This is a genomic window from Wukongibacter baidiensis, assembly GCF_050888315.1.
Lineage (GTDB): Bacteria > Bacillota > Clostridia > Peptostreptococcales > Caminicellaceae > Wukongibacter > Wukongibacter baidiensis.
The window spans coordinates 1,080,599-1,098,817 of record NZ_CP138202.1 but is presented as its reverse complement, the minus strand read 5'-3'; the positions used below and the strand labels follow the sequence as shown (position 1 = coordinate 1,098,817).

Annotated in this window: 15 protein-coding genes and 1 riboswitch; all 15 genes read left to right on the top strand. The window is 35.8% G+C overall.

Annotation, left to right across the window (positions count from 1 at the left end):
• Window positions 1-160: 160 nt before the first annotated feature.
• The 15 genes from R9X47_RS05245 to rpoN all read left to right on the top strand — a co-directional run bounded on the left by R9X47_RS05245 (window position 161) and on the right by rpoN (window position 18,089).
• Window positions 161-1,000 carry a DegV family protein gene (locus tag R9X47_RS05245; RefSeq protein WP_432665675.1) on the top strand — a complete coding sequence of 280 codons (840 nt, stop codon included), beginning with the start codon at window positions 161-163 and terminating at the stop codon, window positions 998-1,000.
• Window positions 1,001-1,050: 50 nt separating this feature from the next.
• On the top strand, window positions 1,051-1,896 hold the full coding sequence (locus R9X47_RS05240; RefSeq protein ID WP_432665674.1) for a DegV family protein: 846 nt from the start codon (window positions 1,051-1,053) through the stop codon (window positions 1,894-1,896).
• 180 nt (window positions 1,897-2,076) lie between these two features.
• A riboswitch (glycine riboswitch) is annotated at window positions 2,077-2,181 on the top strand.
• A 374-nt stretch (window positions 2,182-2,555) separates the two neighbouring features.
• The gene (locus R9X47_RS05235; protein ID WP_432665673.1) at window positions 2,556-2,945 is read left to right on the top strand and encodes a GrdX family protein; all 390 of its coding nucleotides are present in this window, start codon (window positions 2,556-2,558) and stop codon (window positions 2,943-2,945) included.
• Between the two features lie 145 nt (window positions 2,946-3,090).
• Complete coding sequence (gene trxB / locus R9X47_RS05230) at window positions 3,091-4,038, top strand: thioredoxin-disulfide reductase (protein ID WP_432665672.1); 948 nt, start codon at window positions 3,091-3,093, stop codon at window positions 4,036-4,038.
• Window positions 4,039-4,218: 180 nt separating this feature from the next.
• Window positions 4,219-4,539 carry a thioredoxin TrxA gene (gene trxA / locus R9X47_RS05225; RefSeq protein ID WP_432665671.1) on the top strand — a complete coding sequence of 107 codons (321 nt, stop codon included), beginning with the start codon at window positions 4,219-4,221 and terminating at the stop codon, window positions 4,537-4,539.
• Between the two features lie 71 nt (window positions 4,540-4,610).
• On the top strand, window positions 4,611-5,897 hold the full coding sequence (locus R9X47_RS05220) for a glycine/sarcosine/betaine reductase component B subunit (RefSeq protein ID WP_432665670.1): 1,287 nt from the start codon (window positions 4,611-4,613) through the stop codon (window positions 5,895-5,897).
• A 65-nt stretch (window positions 5,898-5,962) separates the two neighbouring features.
• Complete coding sequence (gene grdA / locus R9X47_RS05215; protein ID WP_432665669.1) at window positions 5,963-6,436, top strand: glycine/sarcosine/betaine reductase complex selenoprotein A; 474 nt, start codon at window positions 5,963-5,965, stop codon at window positions 6,434-6,436.
• Between the two features lie 154 nt (window positions 6,437-6,590).
• Window positions 6,591-7,901 carry a glycine reductase complex selenoprotein B gene (grdB, locus tag R9X47_RS05210; protein ID WP_432665668.1) on the top strand — a complete coding sequence of 437 codons (1,311 nt, stop codon included), beginning with the start codon at window positions 6,591-6,593 and terminating at the stop codon, window positions 7,899-7,901.
• Window positions 7,902-8,084: 183 nt separating this feature from the next.
• The gene (gene grdC / locus R9X47_RS05205; protein ID WP_432663033.1) at window positions 8,085-9,623 is read left to right on the top strand and encodes a glycine/sarcosine/betaine reductase complex component C subunit beta; all 1,539 of its coding nucleotides are present in this window, start codon (window positions 8,085-8,087) and stop codon (window positions 9,621-9,623) included.
• Window positions 9,624-9,634: 11 nt separating this feature from the next.
• Window positions 9,635-10,822: a glycine/sarcosine/betaine reductase complex component C subunit alpha gene (gene grdD / locus R9X47_RS05200; RefSeq protein ID WP_432663034.1), complete on the top strand. Its 1,188-nt coding sequence runs from the start codon at window positions 9,635-9,637 to the stop codon at window positions 10,820-10,822.
• A gap of 600 nt (window positions 10,823-11,422) precedes the next feature.
• Entirely contained in the window at window positions 11,423-12,541 is a 1,119-nt protein-coding gene (locus R9X47_RS05195; RefSeq protein WP_432665667.1) for a BMP family lipoprotein, read from the top strand.
• A 279-nt stretch (window positions 12,542-12,820) separates the two neighbouring features.
• Window positions 12,821-14,353 carry an ABC transporter ATP-binding protein gene (locus tag R9X47_RS05190; RefSeq protein WP_432665666.1) on the top strand — a complete coding sequence of 511 codons (1,533 nt, stop codon included), beginning with the start codon at window positions 12,821-12,823 and terminating at the stop codon, window positions 14,351-14,353.
• Window positions 14,353-15,408: an ABC transporter permease gene (locus R9X47_RS05185; RefSeq protein WP_432665665.1), complete on the top strand. Its 1,056-nt coding sequence runs from the start codon at window positions 14,353-14,355 to the stop codon at window positions 15,406-15,408. Before R9X47_RS05190 ends, R9X47_RS05185 begins: the two co-directional genes overlap by 1 nt.
• A gap of 1 nt (window position 15,409) precedes the next feature.
• The gene (locus R9X47_RS05180) at window positions 15,410-16,369 is read left to right on the top strand and encodes an ABC transporter permease (protein WP_432665664.1); all 960 of its coding nucleotides are present in this window, start codon (window positions 15,410-15,412) and stop codon (window positions 16,367-16,369) included.
• A 319-nt stretch (window positions 16,370-16,688) separates the two neighbouring features.
• Window positions 16,689-18,089: an RNA polymerase factor sigma-54 gene (gene rpoN / locus R9X47_RS05175; RefSeq protein ID WP_432665663.1), complete on the top strand. Its 1,401-nt coding sequence runs from the start codon at window positions 16,689-16,691 to the stop codon at window positions 18,087-18,089.
• Window positions 18,090-18,219: the final 130 nt, after the last annotated feature.

Genomic DNA, 18,219 nt, shown 5'->3' with positions numbered 1-18,219 from the left:
TTATGCAATTTCCTCATTCAAATGATGTATTAAAGAGATCTTTGACATTTTGGTTCTTGTAAAATTATTAAATAAGTTGTATTATTTTGGTAGGAAAAAAATACTATCTAAAAGACATTTATAAATAAATTTTTCTAATCAGTTTTTGAAAGGTGATAAAATGGGAATAAGAATATTAACGGACAGTGTTGCTGACATACCAAAAGAGATTGCTAAAGAGTTGAACATAGAGGTACTACCTTTAACTGTAAACTTTGAAGATGGATCCTATAGGGATGGTATAGAAATTTCAAAGGAAGAATTTTATGAAAAGCTTAGTAAAGCTAAAAAGCTTCCCACAACATCACAGGTTCCTCCTGGAGACTTTATAGAAGCCTTCAAAAGATTAACCCAAAATGGTGATGAGATAATTGCTATATTGATATCATCTAGACTAAGTGGAACCTATAATGCTGCTGTAACGGCAAAGGACCATCTAAACAATGAAAAAATCACAGTTGTTGACTCGAAACTTGTGACATTTGCGCAAGGTCTTATGGTCATAGAGGCTGCAAGAATGGCATTAAAAGGCTGTTCAAAATCTGAAATAATGGATAGAGTAACTTATATGAAGGAAAATACAGTATGTAAAATTATTATAGAGGACATTGAGTATTTGAAAAAGGGTGGAAGACTAACACCTAGCCAAGCCTTGCTTAGTAAGCTTCTAAACATAAAACCGATATTGACTATAGAAGATGGAGGAGTAATATTTGAAAACAAGGTTAGAGGCAATAAAAAGGCAATAAAGTGGATTATAAATTGGCTAAAGACTAATGAGATTAATCTAGATAAAAAAACTATAGGTTTAATTCACTCGAATAATAATAAGTACCTTATGGATTTACATAAGGAGCTTACAGAGAATTTTAGTGCAGAAGAAATTATTGAGTCGAAGGTAGGGGCCGTGGTTGCTACACATGCAGGACCAGGTTGCATTGCAATAGCCTTTGTGAAGTAAGAATATATATATTGAACCTCTGTGTTCTTAAATGAAAAGGAAGTGTTTTTATGAAGAAGATTAAGTTTATTACGGACAGCTTGTCAGATATACCTAAGCAGATAGCGGATAAATACAATATTAATGTGTTGCCATTGACGGTTAGGTTTGGAACAGAGGAATATAGAGACGGTGTAGATTTAAGTTCTGAAGAATTTTATAAAAAGCTTGAGACTGTTGAAGAAATACCTCAAACCTCTCAAGTAACACCTATAGACTTTAAAAAAGCTATTGAAGAAGCTCTTGAAGACGGATATGAGAACATTATAATTATAAACGGTTCAGGGGGAGTAAGTGGAACACATCAATCTGCAGTAATGGCTAAAGAAGAAATGAATAGAGAGAATATTTACGTATTCGATTCCAGATCCTTGGCATATGGATGTGGAATGATTGTAACAAGAGCAGCTGAAATGGACGAGTTAGGTAAGCCACTCGATGAAATATTAGAAAAGATAAGAGAAATGATTGAAGGAGCTCAGCAAATCTTTTCAGTAGATACTTTGAAATACTTACATAAAAATGGAAGATTGAGCACTGGAAAGATGGCTCTAGGTACTTTGTTAAATGTAAAACCTATTTTAGGAATTATTGATGGTAAGGTTGAACCTATTGATAAGGTAAGAGGAAACAAGAAATTGTATAAAAAAATGGTAGAGATCTGTAGAAAAAGTGGCTTAAAAGAAGGAACTAGAATTGCTATGGGTCATGCTGCCAACAAAGAAGGGTTGGAGAATCTGAAGGAGTTAGTAATAAAAGAATTTAAACCATCGGAAATAGTTGAAGCAGATATAGGATGTACTATTGGCACACACACCGGAGCCGGAGTCCTAGCAATATTCTTTATTACAGAGTAAAATCTAATGCGATTTAAGCAAAAGTGTTCGACAGATTCAAACAAAAAAAGATAAATTCTAATAAAAATTATAAATTTATTAAAAAATTATATTGTAAAACTTTTGACAATATTATATAATGGCTATAGAAGAAAGTTATAGCAATTTAAAAAGTATAAAAAAATTGAATATAAGTACTGGATGAAGGGCTCGGGAGAGAGCCAATATATATTGGCCGCCGAAGGTGTAAATTATGACAATGCCCGTCATAGTGAAATTCTCAGGCAAAAGGACCGTACCTAGACAGATCTCTGGAAAGCCATGTATGCTATTTATATATGGCACCGAAGGGGCAATTTCGATTTCTATTTGAATTTGAAAGAAACTCTCAGGTATAAGACAGAGGAGCAACTGGCAAACATTATTCGCCATTGCTCCTTTTTTTGTTGCCATTTTGTGAATAATATATCTAAAAATGGCTAAAGGATAATAGTACATATTTATTGTTTTCAGCTTTGGAATAGAGTTGAATTCACATTAGCGGATAAAGTTTCGATACAGTATATAATTTGTAAAATTGACACACCCCTAATAAATCAAATAATCAGGAACTAGCAAACAAGGCTAGAAAAACGTTTTCCTTGAAACCTGTATATGTAAAAATGCGGGAGGTGAAATTTTTGAAAAAAACAATAATAACAAATAACGTTTTGGTTTATGATAAATATAATGAAAAGATGGATATAATCTATTTGAAGGAAGCTAGTTACTTAGAAATATTATCTTTTGTCAGAAATAAAATACATGAAGGATACAAGCTTTTAACCCATCCTTTGTCGGGCAGTATAAAGCCGAATGAGACACCATTTAAGTCGGTGGCAATCAGCGCTGAAAAAGGAAAACTAGATATTGAATCCTTGGAAATTATTGAAGCTAGTGGGAATACAGCAAGAAAATTCATCGAAGGTAAAAAGACGCCAAGATGGACTGAGGAGATCTTAGAGGATTTTAGGCTTATTGATTTCAACTTAATTGATGGAGCGATCCAAAGTATGGATCAGTTTTATTAGAAATGTAGGTTAAACCTTATATAAAGGTATTAAATAAATATTAGACAGTTAAATGAAATTTCATTAATAAACTCAAAGAATCAACTTAACCTAAAAAATTACAGAGGAATTTTAATCATTAATTATTAAAGAGGGAGGTTCTATTATGGAGAATTTATATGACGTGTTGATCGTTGGATGTGGGCCAGCTGGTCTTGCTGCAGGACTATATTCTGCCCGTGCAAAAATGAAAACTCTAATCTTAGAAAAAGGTAAGACTGGTGGACAGATTGTAACTACAAATGAGGTTGCAAACTATCCTGGTTCAATCAGAGAGGCTACTGGACCAAGCCTTATAGCTAGAATGGTAGAGCAAGCTGAAGAGTTTGGAGCAGAAAGAAAGATAGACGCTGTAGTTTCAGTTGACCTAGAAGGTAAAATTAAGGTTGTTAAGGGTGAAAAAGAAGAGTACCGCGCAAAGACAGTTATTATCGCAACTGGTGCAACTCCAAGAAAATTAGGAGTTCCAGGTGAAGTAGAATTAACTGGTAAGGGAGTTTCTTACTGTGCTACATGTGACGCTGACTTCTTTACAGACCTAGAAGTATTTGTAATCGGTGGAGGAGACTCGGCTATCGAAGAAGCAATGTACTTAACTAAGTTTGCAAGAAAGGTTACAGTTGTTCATAGAAGAGATACATTAAGAGCAGCTAAATCTATCCAAGAAAAGGCATTTAAGAATGACAAGATAGAATGGATCTGGAATTCAGCACCAGAAGAAATTAAAGGTGAAGGAATTGTAGAATCAATAGTTCTTAAGAATAGAGAAACTGGTGAATTAACAGAATATCAAGCTCACGAAGATGATGGTACATTTGGAATATTCCCATTCATTGGATATCTACCTCTAAGCGATGTATTTAAGGATATGATAGATATGGATGATAGAGGATATATAATAACAGATGATGACATGAAGACAAACATCGGTGGAGTATTTGCAGCTGGAGACATTAGACAAAAGTCACTTCGTCAGGTAGTAACAGCTGTAGCTGATGGAGCAATAGCAGCAGTTCAAGCTGAAAAATATATTGAAAATGCTTTTCATGAATAATATATAAATTACGAAAAATCTATTACATTCCAAAGATTTAACATCCCTAAAATGTTGGCTGTTAAATCTCCAGAATGTAAGATGACTATCGTATTATATACAGATAATCGCTTTGTCCCCTTGGAATTACTAAAAATAAAAAGCGAATATCCCCAAATAAATTACAGGGAGGTTTTTAGAATGTTAGCAGTTGATAAGAACACTTTTGAAGAAGAAGTACTAAAGGCTGATGGCTTTGTACTTGTAGACTACTGGAGTGATGGCTGTGAGCCATGCAAGGCTCTTATGCCTGATATTGAGGCACTTGCAGAAAGTTATGAAGGTAAGGTTAAGTTCTGTAAATTAAACACTACAAAGGCAAGAAGACTTGCAATATCACAAAGAGTTTTAGGACTTCCAACTATAGCTATCTACAAAGATGGAGAGAAGCTTGGTGAAGTTACTAAAGATGATGCAAACAAGGCTAATATTGAGGCGATGATTGAAAAACACCTTGGGTAGCTATAAGCAGCTGTGCTAATCAAAGACTATTGATTAGCACGAGCTGTTAAATATAAAGGGAGGTGAAGGTTGTGCGTTTAGAGCTTGGAAAAATTAAGATTACAGATGTTCAATTTGGAGAATCTACAAAGGTTGAAGCTGGAACATTATACGTAAACAAGCAAGAACTAATCGACTTAATTATGGAAGACGACCATATCAAAAGTGTGACTATGGAGTTGGCTCGTCCTGGTGAAGAAGTAAGAATTACTCCTGTAAAGGATGTTATTGAACCTAGAGTAAAAGTTGAGGGTACTGGTGGACTTTTCCCAGGGGTAATCAACAAGGTTACAACAGTGGGAGCTGGGCGTACACATGTGTTAAGTGGGGCTGCAGTTGTTACATGCGGTAAAATAGTTGGTTTCCAGGAAGGTATCATTGATATGACTGGACCAGGTGCTGACTACACACCATTCTCAAAGTTAAATAATGTTTGCTTAGTAATCGAGCCTGCAGAAGGTTTAAATCAGTATGATTACGAAGCAGCTGCAAGAATGGCTGGTTTAAAGGCTGCAGACTATCTTGGTCAAGCAGGTAAAGATGTAGAGCCTGATGAAGTTAAAGTTTATGAAACTAAGCCTTTACTTGAGCAAGCAGCAGAATACCCAGAACTACCAAAGGTAGGATATGTGTATATGCTTCAAACTCAAGGATTACTTCATGACACTTACGTTTATGGAGTTGACGCTAAGAAAATCGTTCCAACTGTTCTTTATCCAACAGAAATTATGGATGGAGCAATATTAAGTGGAAACTGTGTATCTGCTTGTGACAAGAATACAACATACCATCACTTAAACAATCCTATTATACATGATCTATATGAAAGACACGGTAAAGACATTAACTTCATGGGTGTTATCATAACTAATGAAAATGTTTACCTTGCTGACAAAGAAAGATCATCTAACTGGACTGCAAAGTTCACTAAGTTCTTAGGATTAGACGGTGCTATTATTTCACAAGAAGGTTTTGGTAACCCAGATACTGACCTTATCATGAACTGTAAGAAGATTGAAAACGAAGGTGTAAAGACTGTTATCGTAACAGACGAATACGCTGGTAGAGATGGAGCATCTCAATCTTTAGCTGATGCTGATCCTAAAGCAGATGCTGTTGTAACTGGTGGTAATGCTAATGAAGTTATCGTACTTCCACCTATGAAAAAAGTAATTGGTACACTTGATTATGTTGACAAGATTGCTGGTGGTTTCGACGGTTCATTAAGACCTGATGGAAGCATCGAAGCTGAGATCCAAGTAATAACTGGAGCAACAAATGAACTTGGATTCAACAAAATGTCAGCTACAACTTATTAATATATGTTGAGATAAAAGGAAATAATTAAAATAGAAACTAAAAAAATGAAAGGATGTGTCTTATAATGAGTATCTTAGCAAATAAGAAAGTTATCATTATTGGCGATAGAGACGGTATTCCAGGCCCAGCTATGGAAGAATGTGTTAAGACTGCTGATGGCGCAGAAGTTATCTTCTCATCTACAGAGTGTTTTGTCTGAACGGCTGCAGGAGCAATGGACTTAGAAAATCAAAAAAGGGTTAAAGAATTAACGGAGAAAAATGGAGCAGAAAATATAGTTGTAATATTTGGAGCTGCAGAAGCAGAATCAGCAGGACTTTCTGCTGAAACTGTAACAGCTGGTGATCCAACGTTTGCTGGACCTCTAGCAAATGTTGAGTTAGGACTTGCTGTATATCACGCAGTAGAGCCACAGTTCAAAGAAGCTGTTGATGCCGATGTATACGAAGAGCAAGTTGGCATGATGGAAATGGTTCTTGAAGTTGATGAAATCGTTGAAGAAATGTCTTCAATAAGAGATCAATTCTCTAAATATTAATTATTAACAAAACCCTTTAAAAAAAGTAAAACCCTTTTGATTAAGAAAGTCCATTGAATAGAGTCCAGTTTGGACTCGCAGGTTGAAATAACGAATAGTTAATGTGTATAAAGTTTTAATTTCCCGGTTTTTAAAATATGAGAGGGGGGAAAGCATGAGCAAAATTAGAGTTGTTCATTATATAAATCAGTTCTTTGCTGGAATTGGTGGAGAAGAAAAAGCTGATATTCCACCTGAGCTAAGAGAAGGCGTTGTTGGTCCAGGTATGGCATTAAATAAAGCTTTCAATGGTGAAGCGGAAATAGTTGCTACGGTTATCTGTGGTGATTCATACTTCAATGAAAACTTAAAAGAAGCTAAAGCTCAAGTTTTAGAAATGGTTAAGTCACAAAAACCAGACCTATTTGTTGCAGGTCCAGCATTCAATGCTGGTAGATATGGTACAGCGTGTGGTACTATATGTAAAATCGTTGAGGACGAATTAGGTATCCCTGTTGTAACTGCAATGTACATTGAAAACCCAGGTGCTGATATGTACAAGAAAGATTTACACATAGTATCTACTGGAAACTCAGCTGCTACAATGAGAAAGGCAGTTCCTGCTTTAGCAAAGTTAGCACTTAAGATTGCTAAAAAGGAAGAGATTGGTTCTCCAGAAGCAGAAGGATACATCGCTAGAGGCGTTAGAAGAAATCTTTTCCGTGAGGAAAGAGGAGCTACTAGAGCCGTTGAAATGATGATTAAGAAGCTTAAAGGTGAAGAGTTTGTTACGGAATATCCAATGCCTGATTTCGATAACGTAGATCCGAACCCTGCAGTTAAGGATGTTTCAAAGGCTAAAATAGCTTTAGTAACTTCTGGTGGTACGGTACCTAAAGGAAATCCGGATCGTATAGAATCTTCAAGTGCTTCTAAATACGGAAAGTACGATATTGATGGAGTTGCAGATTTAACTGAAGCAACTTATGAAACTGCTCACGGTGGTTATGACCCTGTGTATGCAAACGAAGATTCAGATAGAGTATTACCTGTTGATGTATTAAGAGATATGGAAAAAGAAGGAGTTATTGGAAACCTTCACAGATATTTCTATACAACTACAGGAAATGGTACATCAGTTGCTAACTCAAAAGCTTTCGCTGCTGAATTTGCAAAAGAGCTTATTGCTGATGGAGTAGATGCTGTTATCTTAACATCTACCTGAGGTACTTGTACTCGTTGCGGTGCAACGATGGTTAAGGAAATTGAAAGAGCTGGAATCCCAGTTGTTCATATTTGTACAGTAGTACCTATTTCATTAACAGTTGGTGCAAACAGAATTGTACCTGCTATAGCTATACCTCATCCATTAGGAAACCCTGCTTTAGAAGCAGCAGACGAAAAGAAGCTTAGAAGAGAATTAGTTGAAAAGTGTCTTAAGGCTCTTGAAACAGAGGTTGATGGACAAACTGTATTTGAAGATTAATTAAAAATAAATATCCCGGGGCTGGACTCATGAGATGCCTTTGTGAGGCAGCCCCATTTTATTGAATAAGCTAATAGCTGCTAGCTAATGGCTACTAGATAGAAAACTAAGTTAGTAGTTAATAGCTAATAGCTAGTAGCTATTAAGATAATTAAGTTAAAATATTTTGGAGGTGCAGAAAAAATGAATTATTCAGTAGTTAAGGCTGCAGGATACGTATTGGTTCATACCCCAGACATGATAATGCACAATGGTACAACTCAAACAACAGAAAAGATAACTAACCCTGATTCAGAATATCTTAAGAAACTTCCAGAGCATATAAGACCTTATGCAGATGTTGTAAACTATGCTCCTAATCAGGTATACATTGGAAACCTTGCTCCAGCGGATTTAAAGAACTACGAAATGCCTTGGTGTGACAAGGATGTAGCTAATTCAGATAGATATGGTAAGTTCGGTGAGATTATGCCACAGGATGAATTCATCGGTCTTTTAAAGATGTCAGATGCTTTTGATCTTGTACAGCTTGAAAAGAGTTTTGCAGAGTCTGTTAAAGGAAAGCTTTCTTCTCATCCTCTATTTGATGAAGAAGATCTTGCTAAGATCAAAGAAGGCGTAGAGCTTTCTGAGATCGAGATGGAAGTTAATGAGCATCATGCAGAGGCTATTTACCATGATGGTAAGTTAATTGGTTGTGTTAAGAAGGCTCATGAGATTGATGTTAATCTTAATGCCCATGTTATGTATGAGAATTTAGTTGTTAAGGCTTCTGGATTCCTTGCTTTTAAACATTTATTATATAATAACAAGATTGACCCAGCTGCTGTTGAGTACGTTATCGAGTGTTCTGAAGAGGCATGCGGTGATATGAATCAAAGAGGTGGAGGAAACTTCGCTAAGTCTATCGCTGAGATGGGAAGAGCTGTTAATGCTACTGGTTCTGATACTAGAGGTTTCTGTGCTGCTCCTACTCATGCTTTAATTGAAGCGGCAGCTTTAGTTCAGGCTGGTGTTTATGAGAACGTTGTTATTGTTGCTGGTGGTGCTACTGCTAAGCTTGGTATGAATGGTAAGGACCATGTTAAGAAGGAACTTCCTATTCTTGAGGACGTTTTAGGTGGTTTTGCTGTTTTAGTTAGCAAGAATGACGGTGTTAATCCTATTTTAAGAACTGACCTTGTTGGTAGACATACTGTTGGTACTGGTTCTTCTCCACAGGCTGTTATTACTTCTTTAATTACTGCTCCTCTTGATAAGGGTGGCCTTAAGATTACTGATATTGATAAGTATTCTGTTGAGATGCAAAACCCAGATGTTACTAAGCCAGCGGGAGCTGGAGATGTTCCTACTTCTAACTACAAGATGATTGCTGCTATTGGTGTTAAGAGAAAGGAACTTGAGAGAAAAGAACTTGGAAGCTTCGTAGAAAAGCATGGTATGCCAGGTTGGGCTCCTACTCAAGGTCATATTCCTTCTGGTGTTCCATATTTAGGTTTTGCTCGTGAGGACTTAACTGAAGGTACTTTAAATAGAGCTATGATAGTTGGTAAGGGAAGTTTATTCCTAGGTAGAATGACTAACCTATTTGATGGTGTATCAATAGTTGTGGAAAGAAATCCAGGAAAAGCTGATGAGCAGAGTGCTGCTAGCAAAGAAGAAGTGAAAACTATGATAGCAGAAGCTATGAGAGACTTTGCGTCCCATTTGTTAAGCGAATAGGAGGGTCTAGAATGAGCGATCAAAAGGCTATGAAGAATATGCTTGGAAATATGTTCATGGAAATAGCTGATGCTATTGAAACTGGACAGTTTGGAAATAAGGTAAGGGTAGGTATTACTACTCTTGGTAGTGAGCACGGAACTGAGAATCTTGTAAAGGGTGCTGAGCTTGCTGCTAAAAGAAGTAGTGATTTTGAGATAGTATTAATAGGTCCAAAGGTAGAGACTGATCTTGAGATAGTTGAGGTAAATTCTGAGGACGAAATGCATAAGAAGATGGAAGAACTTTTAGATAGTGGTTATATTGGTGCTTGTGTTACTATGCACTATAATTTCCCGATAGGGGTATCCACTGTAGGTAAGGTTATTACTCCTGGTCTTGGAAAGGAAATGTACCTTGCTACTACTACTGGAACTTCTTCTGCCCACAGAACTGAGGCTATGGTGAAGAATGCTCTTTATGGAATCATCACTGCTAAGGCTATGGGGATTGAAAAACCAACGATTGGAATCCTAAATGTTGATGGTGCAAGACAGGTTGAGAGGGCTCTTAAGGAGCTAAGCAGCGGTGGGTATGAAATCAATTTTGGTGAATCTACCCGTGCCGATGGCGGATGCGTTATGAGAGGAAACGACCTTTTAAAGGGTGCCGTTGATGTAATGGTTACTGATACTTTAACTGGTAATATTATGATGAAGGTATTCTCATCCTATGCAACGGGCGGAAGTTATGAAGCCCTAGGTTATGGATATGGTCCAGGAATTGGAGAGGGATACGATAGAACTATCTTAATCCTTTCTAGAGCATCTGGTGTACCGGTTGCTGCGGGTGCTCTTCAGTATGGAGCTGCTCTAGCAAAGGGTAATCTGAAAGAAGTTGCAAAGAGAGAGTTTGAAAAGGCTAACAAGGCTGGTCTTAAGGCTATATTAGAAGGTCTTACAAAGGATAATAAAAAAGCAGCTGCTTCTGAGGAAGAGGTAACGGCTCCTCCTAAGGAAGTTGTAACTGGTTCTATATCTGGTATAGATATTATGGATCTAGAGGATGCTGTTAGAGTACTTTGGAAGGAAGGCATCTATGCTGAAAGTGGTATGGGTTGTACTGGTCCTATTGTACTTGTAAGTGAAGCAAATCTTGAGGTGGCAACTAAGGCCCTTGCTAAGGCTGGGTTTGTTGCTGGTGAAGGTAATCCTTGCTAAAAACAAAACTTCATTAAATCATATATTGAACCCGTGGGAATTTATATCCCACGGGTTTCATTTTGTTGACAAAGTCAACAAGATGGTAGGCTGTTGAGAAAACTGAAGTTCAAGGCGTGTTGAAAGCAAGAGACCGCAGCGTATATAGACATACGTAAGGGTTCTTGATTGAAGCAACAACGAAGAAATTCGGGTTTGTCAACAGCCTCAAACCCGTGGGAATTCGTAGCCCACGGGTTTACATTATGCTCTATTTTAAGAAAATTGGACTAAAAGATTGCATAATTGACCATACTTCATATGTAAGAATAAATTGCTTTTATATGCATATAGTATATGTTAAAGAGGAATTGCATATCATATAGCAATAGTCCTTCTGCTAAAAGAAATACAACATAGAAGAATATGTTCTTTGAAGAAATTGCATCCAAGTAAAATAATGAAAATTATATGTATCAACAATTTTATATACTTGATATTTCTTAAGTTTTAAAAAAAAATCTAAAAAAATAAAATTTTAAAAAGGAATTTCTAATTTTTTGTAGAATATTACATAGTCACACTAAATAGGACATATATAAAATAAGGGAGGAAAATGAAATGAGTAAAAAAGTATTATCGCTACTATTAGTAGCACTTTTAGCAGTTAGTGTATTCGCTGGCTGTGCTCCAAAGGAAGAGCCAAAAACAGAGGCTCCAAAAGAAGAAGCACCAAAAGAGGAAGCAGAAGCTCCAAAGGAAGAAGCAGGAGACTTTAGAGTAGGATTTGTTACTGACACAGGTGGAATCGATGACAGATCGTTCAACCAAGGAACTTGGGAAGGTCTAGTAAGATATGCAGACGAAAAAGGATGGAAAGAAGGAACTGAGTATAACTACATCCAATCTAATGAAGAAGCAGATTACATACCTAACTTAAGTGCATTTGGTGATGATGAATACAATGTAGTTATAGCAGCAGGTTTCTTATTTGAAAACGCTATGAAGGAAGTTGCACCACAATATCCAGAAAGCAATTTCGCTATAATCGATATGGTTGTTGATCAACCTAACGTTGCGTCTGTAGTATTTGCAGAAGAGCAAGGATCATTCTTAGTAGGTGTAGCAGCAGCTAAGCAAACTAAGAGTAACAAAGTTGGATTCGTTGGTGGAATGGACTTCCCACTTATCAGAAAATTCCATGCTGGTTTTGTAGCTGGTGTACATTCAGTAAACAAAGATATCGAAGTAGTTGATCAATACGCTGGTGACTTTGGTAACCCAGGAGTAGGGCAACAAATAGCTTCAACTATGTACGAGTCAGGAGTAGATGTAATTTATCATGCTGCTGGTGGAACTGGAAACGGTGTCATAAATGAAGCTAGAAATAGAGTTGAAAATGGTGAAGACGTTTGGGTAATTGGTGTTGACAAAGATCAATATGCAGACGGTATATATGATAAAGACAATAACAAGTCAGTTGTTTTAACTTCTATGATGAAGAGAGTAGACGTTGCTGCTTACAGCATGATAGAAGCTGCTCAAAAAGGAGAATTCCCAGGTGGAAAGATAACTGCATTAACTTTAGCTGAAGATGGTGTAGGAATCCCTGCAGAAAATCCAAACTTAACTGAAGAAGTTGTTAAAGAAATAGAAGCTTATAAAGAGAAGATTGTTAAAGGTGAAATTGCTGTTCCAGCTACAATGGACGATTTAAAAACTTTCCAAGACAATCTTTAAGTAACTTTCTAAAATAAGCCCATTCTTAAATGGGCTTATTTTTTTCAAAGCAGAATTAAATTATTTGGTTAACCTAAGCATGAGCTATAGTTATTTATAATTGTTGTAAAAAAATAGAAATAATTATTATTGTATTAATATCTGGAATTTATATTATAATAAAAATAATAAAAAAAAAGTGATTATTTGCAACTATAATTAAATTGTACTAGTTAAATGGTCCAAGTTTTTGATATAATAAACTAAAGCTATATTTATTAAAAGTGAGGAGTTGCAAAGATGGAATATGTAATTGAGATGCTTAACATCAGAAAAGAGTTCCCCGGAATAATTGCAAACGATAACATAACTTTGCAAGTTAAGCCTGGAGAGATTCATGCTCTATTAGGTGAAAATGGGGCAGGTAAATCTACATTGATGAGTGTGCTATTTGGATTGTATCAACCGGAGGCTGGAGAAATAAAGGTTAAAGGCAAAAAGGTTAATATATCAAATCCAAATATAGCTAATGAACTAGGAATAGGTATGGTTCACCAACATTTTAAATTAGTACATAATTTTACAGTAACAGAGAACATCATATTAGGTAAAGAGCCTACAGAAAATGGGAAGATAAACATCCAAAAGGCTGCGAAAGAAATTCAAGAACTATCAAAGAAATATGGTCTTGAAGTAGACCCACATGCAGTAATCGAAGATATTACGGTAGGTATGCAGCAACGTGTAGAGATTCTAAAAATGCTTTATAGAAATGCTGAAATACTTATATTCGATGAACCAACAGCAGCTCTTACACCTCAGGAAATAACAGAACTTATGGAAATAATGAAAAGGCTGGTTAAGGAAGGTAAATCTATAATTCTGATAACTCATAAATTGAAGGAGATAAAGGAAGTCTCAGATAGATGTACCATTATAAGAAGAGGTAAGTATATTGATACAGTGGACGTAGCTACAACATCAGAAGAGCAATTAGCTTCTCTAATGGTAGGAAGAGAAGTAAGCTTTAAAGTAGATAAAGATGAGGCAAAGCCAGGAAAGACTATACTTAAGATTTCTGATTTAGTTGTGAAGGATACTAGAGGATTAAAAGCAGTAGATGGTTTAGAACTAGAGATAAGAGAAGGCGAAATTCTAGGTATAGCAGGTGTCGATGGCAATGGACAGTCTGAACTACTAGAAGCTATTTCAGGTTTAAGAAAAGTAGAATCAGGTAAAATTGAATTATTAGGTAATGATATTACTAACATGGCGGTAAGAAATAGAACTGAAACTGGAATCGGTCACATACCGCAGGATAGGCATAAACACGGGTTAGTTCTTGACTTTAGATTAGCTGAAAATATGGTTTTACAGACATACTATAAACAGCCTTATTCTAAAAACGGATTACTAAATGAGAAGGCTATAAATGAAAAATCTAAAGAGCTTATTGAGGAATTTGACGTTAGAAGTGGTCAAGGGATAGATACAGAAACTAGAGCTATGTCAGGTGGTAATCAACAAAAAGCCATCATAGCAAGGGAAGTTGACAGAAGTCCGGCATTGTTGATTGCAGGACAGCCTACTAGAGGACTTGATGTAGGTGCAATTGAGTTTATCCATAAAAAGCTTATTGAAGAGCGTGATAAGGGAAGAGCCGTATTGCTAGTATCTCTTGAACTTGATGAGGTTATGAACGTAAGTGATAGAATAGCCGTTATATTTGAAGGCAAGATAGTTGGTATAGTAGATTCAATAAACGCTACAGAGAGTCAACTAGGGCTAATGATGGCGGGAGCGAATCAAGACAAGGAAGAAGGTGATCAATAATGGTAAAGTTTTTAACCGATGAGAAGAATCAAAGATATATTGTTCCTTTGCTATCGGTATTCTTTGGATTTTTAGCAGGGGCAATCATTATGATGATTACTGGAATCAATCCCATAGATGGTTATAGAGCCTTAGTCAAAGGAGTTATTGGAAACCCTAGGAAGTTTGGAGAATGGATAGTTGCATCTATTCCACTAATACTGACAGGTCTAGCATTAGCATTTGGTTTTAGAACAGGCCTATTCAATATCGGAGCAGAAGGACAGTTGATCGTTGGAGCATTTGCCGCAGTAGCAGTAGGTGTTCTGATAGAACTTCCAAAGATTATCCATTTACCATTGGTACTATTAGCAGCTGCTTTAGCTGGAGCACTTTGGGGATTCATACCAGGATTTTTAAAGGCTAGATTTAGAGTACATGAAGTAGTTGTTACTATAATGCTCAACTATACGGCACTACACTTGGTCAATCGCGCAATCAAGGCTTTACCGGGCAGTTCTAATACAAGAACTGTAGATATTTTCCCATCAGCAAGCCTTAGCAGTGAGTTTTTATCTAACTTAACTAAGCACTCAAGATTACACTGGGGCTTTGTTGTAGCGCTGTTAGCAGCTTTCATATTCTGGTACATAATTGAAAGAACAACCTTTGGTTATGAATTACGTTCCGTTGGATTCAATCAACATGCTTCAGAATATGCGGGTATGAAGGTGAATAGAAACATAGTATTGTCCATGATGATATCTGGAGCATTTGCAGGATTAGCTGGAGCCATGATTTCAATTGGTACCTTTGACTATGCAAGGGTTATTGGTGCGGCAGAAGGGTACGGTTTTGATGGTATAGCTGTTGCTCTACTAGGTAATAACGGAGGTTTTGGAATAGTTATAGCCGGTTTACTATTTGGAGCATTAAAGGCTGGATCAAGTGCTATGGCACTAGCTAAAGTTCCTAAAGAAATAGCTGATATAATAATGGCATTTATAGTACTTTTTGCTGCAATGAACTATGGATTTAAGAGACTGTTACTTCGTTTAAGAAAGGAGGGGAAATAATATGGATTTTATGCAGTTTATTAGTATAATCATACCTTTAACATTAACATCTGCTGCGCCTATTATTTCATCTTCCATTGGTGGATTATTTAGTGAAAGATCAGGTGTCGTAAACATAGGTCTGGAAGGACTTATGATGATTGGAGCCTTTACTGCCGCAACGGTTACTGTATTGGTTGAGGGAACACTTGGGGCTGCAAGTCCGTGGCTTGGTATTTTGGCAGGAATAATAGTAGGTGGGTTATTCTCTATAATTCATGCTTACGTAAGTATAAACCTAAGAGCAGACCAGGTTATTAGTGGTACTGCTATCAATCTACTTGCCGGAGGTCTTACAATATACCTGTGTCAGATTATATTTAAGCAGCAAAGAACATTGGCATTTTTAACGGGAATAAAGAAGCAAGACATTCCTGTATTCTCAAAGATACCAGTATTAGGAAACTTTCTTTTTAGTAGAGTTCACATCACATCGTATTTGGTTGTCTTAATAGTAATAATAGTTTGGTATGTTGTTTATAAAACACCATTCGGATTAAGATTAAGGGCTGTTGGAGAACATCCAGGAGCAGCTGACTCTATGGGGATAAATGTATATAGAATGAGATATATAGGCGTTATCCTATCGGGAATGTTTGCTGGCCTTGGTGGATCTATAATGGTATTGACTCAAGATATCCAGTATACATATGCAACAATCCATGGTACTGGATTTATAGCCTTAGCAGCACTTATATTTGGTAAGTGGCACCCTATTGGAGTACTAGGAGCTGGCCTATTCTTTGGTTTTTCTCAAGCCTTGGGTATAGTTGCTTATCAGATAAAGTTCCTAAGCAAGTTACCGCAAGAATTTTTCTGGGCTTTCCCATACTTACTTACTGTTGTAGCCTTAGTTGCTTTCTCTGGTAAGTCTGTAGGGCCAAGAGCTGCTGGTAAACCATATGAGAAGGGTGAAAGATAATAACAGTTTATAAATATACAAGTAAATTGGAAAGCATTTCAATATTTTGAGATGCTTTCTTTTTTTGAAAATATTTGGTCAGAAAATTAAAAAAATATACTGAATTCGGAAAAAAACATATAAATATTAAGCAAAATAGTCTGCAAAATATAAAAAATAGGTACTAATTTAGTCGAATTTTACTATATTCTTAAAAAATAAAGCGATATTTGTCGATTTTATCAATTCTGGCACTTTGTTTGATAACGTTTTTTTGGTATAATTGTATTGTAAAATATTTGTTAAAAATATTTATACTTTAATGTTTAGGGTGATTGAGATGAGGTTATCTTACAATTTAAATTTAGAACAGACTCAGAAGTTAGTCATGACACCAGAACTAAAACAAGCAATAGAGATACTACAATATAATTCCGTGGAACTAAATAATTTTATCCAACAGGAATTAATAAATAACCCTGTATTAGAGCCTCAGCAAACTAAAGGTGAGGTTGATAATCAAGCAAATAAAGAGGATAGTAATCAGAAAGAAAAAGATATTATTGATATGAAAAAACTCTTTTCCGAATACGAAAATTCTAGGTATAAGAGCAGAGTATCAAACTATGAGGAAAAGGAAGAAACATCCTTTGAAAACTATCTTTCAACAGAGACTACGCTAACAGATCACCTATTATTTCAGCTTCAATTTACACTTTTGAAAAATAAAAGTAAAACTATTGGAAAATACGTAGTTGAGAACATTGGAGACAATGGATATTTAAAAGTTACTAATGAAGAAATATGCAAAAAATTTAATGCAATTGATAAAGAAGTTGAGGATATAGTCCAAATCATTCAAACATTTGATCCCGTTGGTGTTGGAGCAAGAAACTTAAGAGAGTGTCTAGTTATCCAACTTAGACAGAACAATGTTACTGACGAACTAATATATAAAATCATAGAGGACCATCTAGATGATTTAGGCAATAATAGAATAAATAATATTGCAAAACATTTAGATGTAAGTATTGAAAAGGTTCAAGAAATTGGCGACTTCATAAGGACTTTGGAACCTAAGCCAGGAAGAAGATTTGCATCTAGCAGAGACACTAGATATGTTACTCCAGATATAACAGTAGAAAAAGTAAATGGCGAATATATTGTTATAGTAAGGGATTCAACGGCTCCTAGGCTAAGTATAAATCACTATTATAGAAAGCTTCTTTTAAGTAACGAGATGGAGGCTAATGCATCCACCTATATTAATCAAAAATTGAATTCAGCGCTAAAGCTAATACGCTGTATACAACAAAGAAGAAATACAATATATAAGGTGGTAAAGGCAATAATTGACTATCAAATGGATTTCTTTGAAAATGGGGTAGTATATCTTAAACCATTGACACTTAGAGAGATAGCCGACGAAGTTGGAGTTCATGAATCGACTGTAAGTAGAGCAATAAATGGAAAGTATATGCAATGTCCAAGGGGAATATTTGAATTAAAGTACTTTTTCCAAAGTGGCGTTTCTAGCTCTCTAGGAGAAGGAGTTTCCGCTGAAAGTATCAAATCAATAATAAAGGATTTAATTCAAAATGAAAACTCTAAAAAACCTCTTAGCGATCAAGCTATATCAAATGAGCTTAATAAGACAGGCGTAAAGATATCTAGAAGAACAGTGGCTAAGTATAGAGATGAACTTAATATACCATCATCCTCTAAAAGAAGAAGGTATTGATACAGATTTACTTTAAGTAAATGCTATTTGCAAAATTGTTTAAATTATAATTATATACCATATTGCAATTATTATTCATAATCATATGAAAAAGAGAATATGTTGCCCTAAGGTCAGAAATTTTGTAAGT